Here is a 7,449-nt window from a genome sequence, read left to right as displayed (position 1 = left end):
CATTTATGCCCAGGTGCTGGGTTTGGAGCGGGTCGGGGTCGATGACTCGTTCTTCGAACTGGGCGGCGACAGCATTTTGTCGATGCAGGTCGTGTCGAGGGCCCGCGCCGCTGGGGTGCGGTGCCGGCCGCGTGACATTTTCGTCGAACAGACCGTCTCTCAGCTGGCCCGCGTGGCCGAAGTGACCGACGGTGCAGACGGTGTGATCGACGAGGGTGTCGGTCAGGTTCTCGCGACACCGATCATGCGGTGGCTCGAGGGCATGGATGGCCCAGTCGATCAGTTCAATCAAACGGTCGTGGTGGAAGCTCCCGCTGGGGCGTCCGAGGCCGACGTGCTGGTGGTCTTACAGGCGTTGCTAGATAGGCATGCCATGTTGCGGGCGCGCGTCGACGATGACGGAGCCGCGGGCTGGTCTCTGACGGTGGCCGAGCCGAATTCCGTTGATGCGCAGAAGTTTTTGCAAACAGTCGACGCCCTGTCGGACGAGGCGATCGTCGCCGCACGTTTGAGGTTGAACCCGGCTGCTGGGGCGATGCTGTCCGCGCTGTGGGCGACCTCGACGCGCCAGCTGGTACTGATCATTCACCATCTGGCCGTCGACGGGGTGTCATGGCGAATCCTGCTCGAGGACCTCAACATTGCGTGGGCGCAGCACAAGAGCGGCCAGGCGATCGCCCTGCCCGTCGGTGGGACGTCGTTTGCGCGCTGGTCGGCGCTGCTGGCCGAGCATGCACAATCCGATGCGGCGACAGAGCTAGCCGATACCTGGCGGAAAGTCGCGGCGGTGCCCCCTGCGCTGCCGGCTGTGCAGCCCGAGGTGGACACCTACGCCAACTCTGGACACTTGTCGGTGTCGCTGGATGACGAAACCACGCGCCTGCTGCTCGGTGAGGTGCCCGCGGCGTTCCATGCCGGCGTACAAGACATCTTGTTGATCGCGTTCGGGCTGGCGTGGACGGAGTTCCTGGGCGCCCGCGGAGCACCGATCGGTATCGACGTAGAGGGTCACGGCCGTAGTGAAGATCTGGCACCCGACGTTGATCTGTCGCGCACGGTGGGGTGGTTCACCGCCAAATATCCGGTGTCGTTGGCAGTGGGTGATCTTTCGTGGACGCAGGTGACCGCAGGCGACGTTGCCCTCGGGCGGGTCATCAAGGATGCCAAGGAGCAGTTGCACGCTCTACCGGACGGGTTGACCTACGGTTTGCTGCGTTATCTGAATCCGAATAGCCATGTGGCCGAAGCGGATCCGACGATCGGCTTCAACTACCTTGGTCGTCTCGGAAGCGGGATCGACCTGTCTGACGAGCTGTGGCGCCTCGACCCCGAGGGCGCGGCGGTCAGCGAGGTCGCTACCGCGGTATCGCTGCCGTTGGCGCACACAGTCGAGCTCAACTCAGCCACTCTGGACAGCGAGGCCGGGACGCACCTGCATGCGACGTGGACCTGGGCGCGCTCGGCGCTGAATCAGGGACAGATGAGCCGGGTCAGCCAGCTGTGGTTTGACGCGCTCTCGGGTATCTGCGCCCACGTCCAACAATGCGGTGGCGGTCTGACCCCATCCGACATCTCACCCGCGAAGCTGCGCCAAGAGCAAATTGATGAGCTCGAGCGGCAATATCGGATCGCTGACGTACTCCCGCTGTCGCCCGTACAGCAGGGGCTGCTCTTTCACAGTGGCACAGCGCGCGACGCAGGTGATTCCAGCGACGTGTACGCCGTGCAGCTCGACATCTCGCTGACGGGGCCGGTGGATCCGGATCGGCTGCATGACGCGGTGCAAACTGTGGTGAACCGTCACCCGAACTTGGCAGCGCAATTCTGCGAAGAATTCGACGAACCGGTGCAGATCATTCCCGCTGAGCCGGTGGCGGGGTGGCAGTACACCGAGCTGGATCACGCGGGCGGCGTCGACGTCGAGGAACACGTTGCCCGTGTACGCGCTTCCGAGCGTGCCGCGGTCTTGGACCTCGCCGAACAGTCAGCCTTCCGGGTGGCTCTGGTCCGCACCGCACCGACCGAATACCGGTTCGTGCTCACCAATCACCACATCGTGGTGGACGGCTGGTCGCTGTCGATTTTGCTGCAGGAGATCTTCGCCAGCTACTACGGGCAGCGACTGCCTGCGGCGGCGCCGTATCGCCGATTTGTCACCTGGCTGGCCGATCGGGACCGTGACGCCGCCCTAGCGGTATGGAGTGAGGCGCTCGCCGGTTTCGAAACGCCCACCCTGGTTGGTTCGCCAAATCGGTTGGCGCATGGGGCAAAGAGGCGCCAAGTCGTTCATAGTGCCGGAGGAGACCACGCAGGCCCTTGGTGAGTTGGCGCGGATGCACCGCACGACGGTCAGCACTGTTCTGGAGGGCGCTTGGGCGCTCCTGCTGACCTGGCTCACCGGTCAGCACGACGTCGTTTTCGGCGTGACGGTTTCGGGTCGGCCAACGGAGGTTGCGGGCGCGGACTCGATCGTTGGGCTGTTGATCAACACCGTTCCGGTGCGGGCGAACATCACGCCGGCGACTACGATCGCCGATCTGCTAGAGCAGCTGCAAAGCGCCCACAACGACACCCTCGAGCATCAGCACTTGGCGCTGCGTGACATCCACCGTGCTAGCGGGCACGACCAGTTGTTCGATACGCTGTTTGCGTTCGAAAACTATCCGATTGACACGGGCACACCGTTGGGAGACGACGGGTTGGCGATTACCCAGTTCACCAACCGCGAGTTCAACCACTATCCCCTCGCGGTCCAAGCCACGCCTGGCACAGAGCTCAATGTGCGTGTGGAATTCGATACTGACGTGTTTGACGCAACCAGAATCGACGCACTTGTCGACCGGATGCAACGGGTCTTGGCGGCCATCACCGCCGACCTGGAGCGGCGGTCGTGACCGGCGGTTCATCGAGGCCGTTGCTTTCAATTGATCTGCTGGGGGGCGGCGAACACGCGCAGCTCGACGAGTGGGGAAACCGCGAGGTACTGACCCGACCTGCGCGCACGCTGGAGTCGATTCCGGCGGTGTTCGCTGCGCAGGCGGCGCGTACGCCTGACGCGGTGGCACTGACCTTCGATGGTCGTTCCATGACGTACCGCGAGCTCGACGAGGCGGCCAACAGGTTGGCACAACTTTTGGCTGACGAGGGGGCAGGCCCTGGGCAGCGCGTGGCGCTGTTGTTTTCCCGGTCGGTTGAGGCGATCGTGGCGATATTGGCCGTGCTCAAGACGGGATCGGCGTATCTGCCGATCGACCCAGCAGTGCCAGCGGCCCGGATGGAATTCATGGTCGGCGACGCCGCGCCGATGGCCGCGGTCACCACCGCAGCGTTGGCCGATCGGCTGGCATCATGCGACCTGCGGATCATCAACGTCGACGATCCCCGTATCGACACCTATTCGAGTGCGGGTCTGAAGGCGCCGGCCGCCGATGACGTCGCCTACCTCATCTACACGTCCGGCACCACAGGTGTGCCCAAGGGCGTTGCCATCTCCCACCACAATGTGATTCAGCTGATGGGGTCGCTGGCCGCCAGGCTGAAGGTGGCGGACCAGGTGTGGTCCCAATGGCATTCGTTGGCGTTCGACGTGTCGGTATGTGAGATCTGGGGTGCTCTCCTACACGGCGGCCGACTTGTGGTTGTGCCCGAATCGGTGGCCCGCTCACCGGAAGAGTTTCACGCATTGCTGGTGGCTGAACACGTCACTGTGCTGAGCCAGACCCCTTCGGCGTTCTACGCGTTGCAAAGCGTCGATACATTGCAGCCTGAGCTGGGGCGTCAGCTCAAGCTCGAGACGGTGATCTTCGCAGGCGAAGCCCTGGAACCACATCGCCTCGGCAAGTGGCTGGAAAATCATCCAGAAAAGCCACGCCTGATCAACATGTACGGCACCACCGAGACGACGGTGCACGCTTCGTTCCGCGAGATTGTCGCCGGCGACGTCGACCGAACGGTAAGCCCGGTCGGGATGCCGCTGGCGAATCTCGCTTTTTTTGTGCTGGACAAATGGTTGCGCCAGGTCTCGCCCGGCGTGGTCGGTGACTTGTATGTCGCTGGTGCAGGGTCGGGGTACGGCTACGTTGGCCGGGCCGGGTTGACCGCGTCGCGATTCGTGGCGTGTCCCTTCGGCGGTCCCGGCGCACGGATGTATCGCACTGGCGACCTGGTGCGTTGGAGCACCGATGGTGAGTTGGAGTACTTGGGCCGCGGCGACGACCAAGTCAAGATCCGCGGATATCGCATCGAGCTAGGTGAGGTTCAAGCCGCACTCGCGGGTTGCGATGGGGTGGAGCAGGCTGTGGTGATCGCGCGTGAGGATCGCCCCGGCGATAAGCGCCTGGTGGGTTACGTCACCGGGACCGCCGACCCCGTGGCGATGCGAACCGCACTCGCTGAGCGGCTGCCGTCCTATATGGTTCCGGTGGCCATAATTGTGCTCGATGCCTTGCCTTTGACGGTCAACGGAAAGCTCGACAAACGGGCACTCCCGGCACCTGAGTTCCGGGATGCTGAGCACTATCGCGCCCCGGCAGGAGCGGTCGAAGAGATCCTCGCCGGTATCTATGCACAGGTGCTCGGAATCGAGCGGGTCGGGGTTGACGACTCGTTCTTCGAACTCGGCGGCGACAGCATTCTGTCGATGCAGGTAGCCGCGCGAGCACGGGCGGCCGGCGTGCGGTGCCGTCCGCGCGATATTTTCATCGAGCAGACCGTCGCCCGGTTGGCCAGTGTCGCTGAGCTGACGGACGGCGCAGGCACTATGGCCGACGAGGGTATCGGGGCGGTCTTGGCCACCCCGATCATGCGGTGGCTGCAGAACGTGAACGGTCCGGTCGATCAGTTCAATCAGACGGTGGTGATACAGGCCCCCACCGGTGTTGATGAGGCCGATGTCGTGACGCTGTTACAGGCCTTGCTCGATCGCCACGGCATGCTGCGAGCGCGCGTCAATGACGACGGCACCGGTGTGTGGTCGTTGACGGTGCCCGAGGTGGGATCGGTACTTGCCCGCGGATGCCTGCAGTCGGTCGAGACACTCTCCGATGAAGCGCTGGTGGAGGCGCGGTCGCGGCTCAACCCGGCCGAGGGGGTGATGGTCAGCGCGTTATGGTCAACCACCGCAAGCCAATTGGCGCTGATCATTCACCATCTGGCCGTCGACGGAGTGTCGTGGCGGATCATGCTGGACGATCTGACTCTGGCCTGGACTCAACTCCGAGGTGGGCAGCCCCTTGTGTTGCCGGCGGGCGGGACGTCCTTCGCCCGTTGGTCCGCGCTCCTGGCTGAGTACGCGCGCGAACCACAAGTCGTGGAGCAGGCCGAGCTATGGCGACAGGTGGCGGCGGCACCGGCGGCACTGCCCGCGGTGCGTCCCGAGACGGATACCTATATCAGCGCCGAGCATCTGTCGTCGGAATTGGATGTCGAGACGACCCGGTTGCTGCTGGGGGAGGTGCCTGCCGCCTTTCACACCGGGGTGCATGACATCTTGTTGATCGCGTTCGGGTTGGCGGTCGCCGAGTTCTTGGACGACCACGACGGACCGATCGGTATCGGCGTTGAGGGTCACGGACGACACGAGGAGTTGCGCTCCGATGTCGATCTGTCCCGCACGGTGGGGTGGTTCACCGCCAAGTATCCGGTGTCGCTGGATGTCGGCGGGCTGTCATGGGGACAGGTGGCAGCCGGTGAGCCCGCGCTCGGGCCCGTGATCAAAGGCGCCAAGGAGCACCTGCTGTCCCTCGCCGATGGCTTGACCTACGGCGTGCTGCGGTACCTGAATCCCGATGTCGAGTTGGATGGTGATGACCCGCCGATCGGGTTCAACTATCTGGGGCGCCTCGGCGGGCCCGCCGCGCAACTCTCGAACGATCTTTGGCAAATCGGCCAAGAAGGCTTGTCATCGAATGGTGCGGCCGCCGCGGCGGTGCCCATGCCGCTGATGCACACTGTCGAGCTCAACGCCGTCACCCTCGACACCGACGATGGCCCACAACTGAACGCCAATTGGACGTGGGCGCCGTCGTCTCTGAATCGCCATGAGGTCAACCGACTGAGCCAGCTGTGGTTCGAGGCGCTGGTCGGCATTTGTGCCCATGTCAGCGCAGGCGGAGGCGGGTTGTCACCGTCTGATATCGCGCCCGCAAGACTGAGCCAGCAGCAGATCGACGAGCTGTGCCGGGAAAACGAGGTCGCGGATGTGCTGCCGCTGACCCCGGTGCAGCAGGGTTTGCTGTTTCACGCCAGGACCGCGCAAACGAGCGACAACAGTGTGTATGCGGTGCAGCTCGCGATCGGGGCCGACGGCCCTCTCGATCAGCACCGACTGCGCGATGTGGTGAACACAGTCGTTAAACGGCACTCCAACCTCGCGGCCCGGTTCTGCTCACAGTTCGACGAGCCCGTCCAGATCATCCCGCGCCATCCCGCACCCGCGTGGCAGTATGTCGAACTGGACAGCGATGGTTCGGACGTCGAGGACCAGGTTCAACGGGTTTGTGCCGCCGAACGCGAAGCTGTCTGCGACCTCGACCACCCGCCCCTCGTCCGGGCGGCCGTCATCCGCACGGCAGAAAATCGCCACCAGTGTGTCTTCACGTTTCACCACATCGTGGTGGATGGCTGGTCGCTACCCATTTTTCTGCAGGAGATCTTCGCCACCTACTACGGGCAGCGGCTGCCCGCCCCGGCGTCGTACCGGAGTTTCCATACGTGGCTGGCCGATCGAGACATGGACGCCGCCCGCGCTGCCTGGCGTGGAGTGCTCGCCGGTTTCGACACCCCCACTTTCGTTGGCCCGCACGGCCGTTTGGAGCTCGGGCAACGAGCTGTCGCATCGTTCCGAGTGCCGGAAGCGACCACGCAGGCGCTCAACGACTTGGCGCGCGCGCTGCACACCACCGTCAACACCGTGCTGCAAGGCGCCTGGGCACAGCTGCTGACGTGGCTGACCGGCCAACAAGACGTCGCCTTCGGTGTTGCCCTCTCGGGGCGGCCGGCCGAGCTGACCGGCGCTGATTCCATGGTGGGCCTGTTGATCAACACCGTGCCGGTGCGGGCAAACTTCATGTCGACAACGACCACCGCCGATCTGCTCGAGCAGCTTCAACGTGTCTACACCGACACCCTGGAGCACCAACATCTGGCGCTCAACGAGATCCACCGCATCGGCGGCCATGACCAGTTGTTCGACACGCTCTTCGTGTATGAGAACTACCCGGTAGGCAAGGCCGCGCTGTCGGGAGACGACGGGCTGACGATCACCGAGGTCAGCAGCCGCGAATTCAACCATTACCCACTCGCCATCATGGTCCTGCCGGGCGCCGAACTCGCGCTGCGTGTCGAATTCGACACGGAGGTGTTTGATGCGGCGAGTGTCGAGCGGTTGATCGCGCGATTGCGGCGCGTTTTGGACGCGATGGCCTCCGATCCCGGGCGGCGGTTGTCGTC

At 64.2% G+C, this 7,449-nt stretch carries 1 pseudogene; it reads left to right on the top strand.

What is annotated here, in order from left to right:
* A pseudogene (locus BST47_RS29980) lies at window positions 1-7,449 on the top strand (amino acid adenylation domain-containing protein); the annotation flags it as partial.

Source organism: Mycolicibacterium tusciae (assembly GCF_002086795.1).
GTDB lineage: Bacteria > Actinomycetota > Actinomycetes > Mycobacteriales > Mycobacteriaceae > Mycobacterium > Mycobacterium tusciae.
The sequence above is the reverse complement of the archived record's forward strand: the minus strand, read 5'-3'. Positions and strand labels throughout refer to the sequence as shown.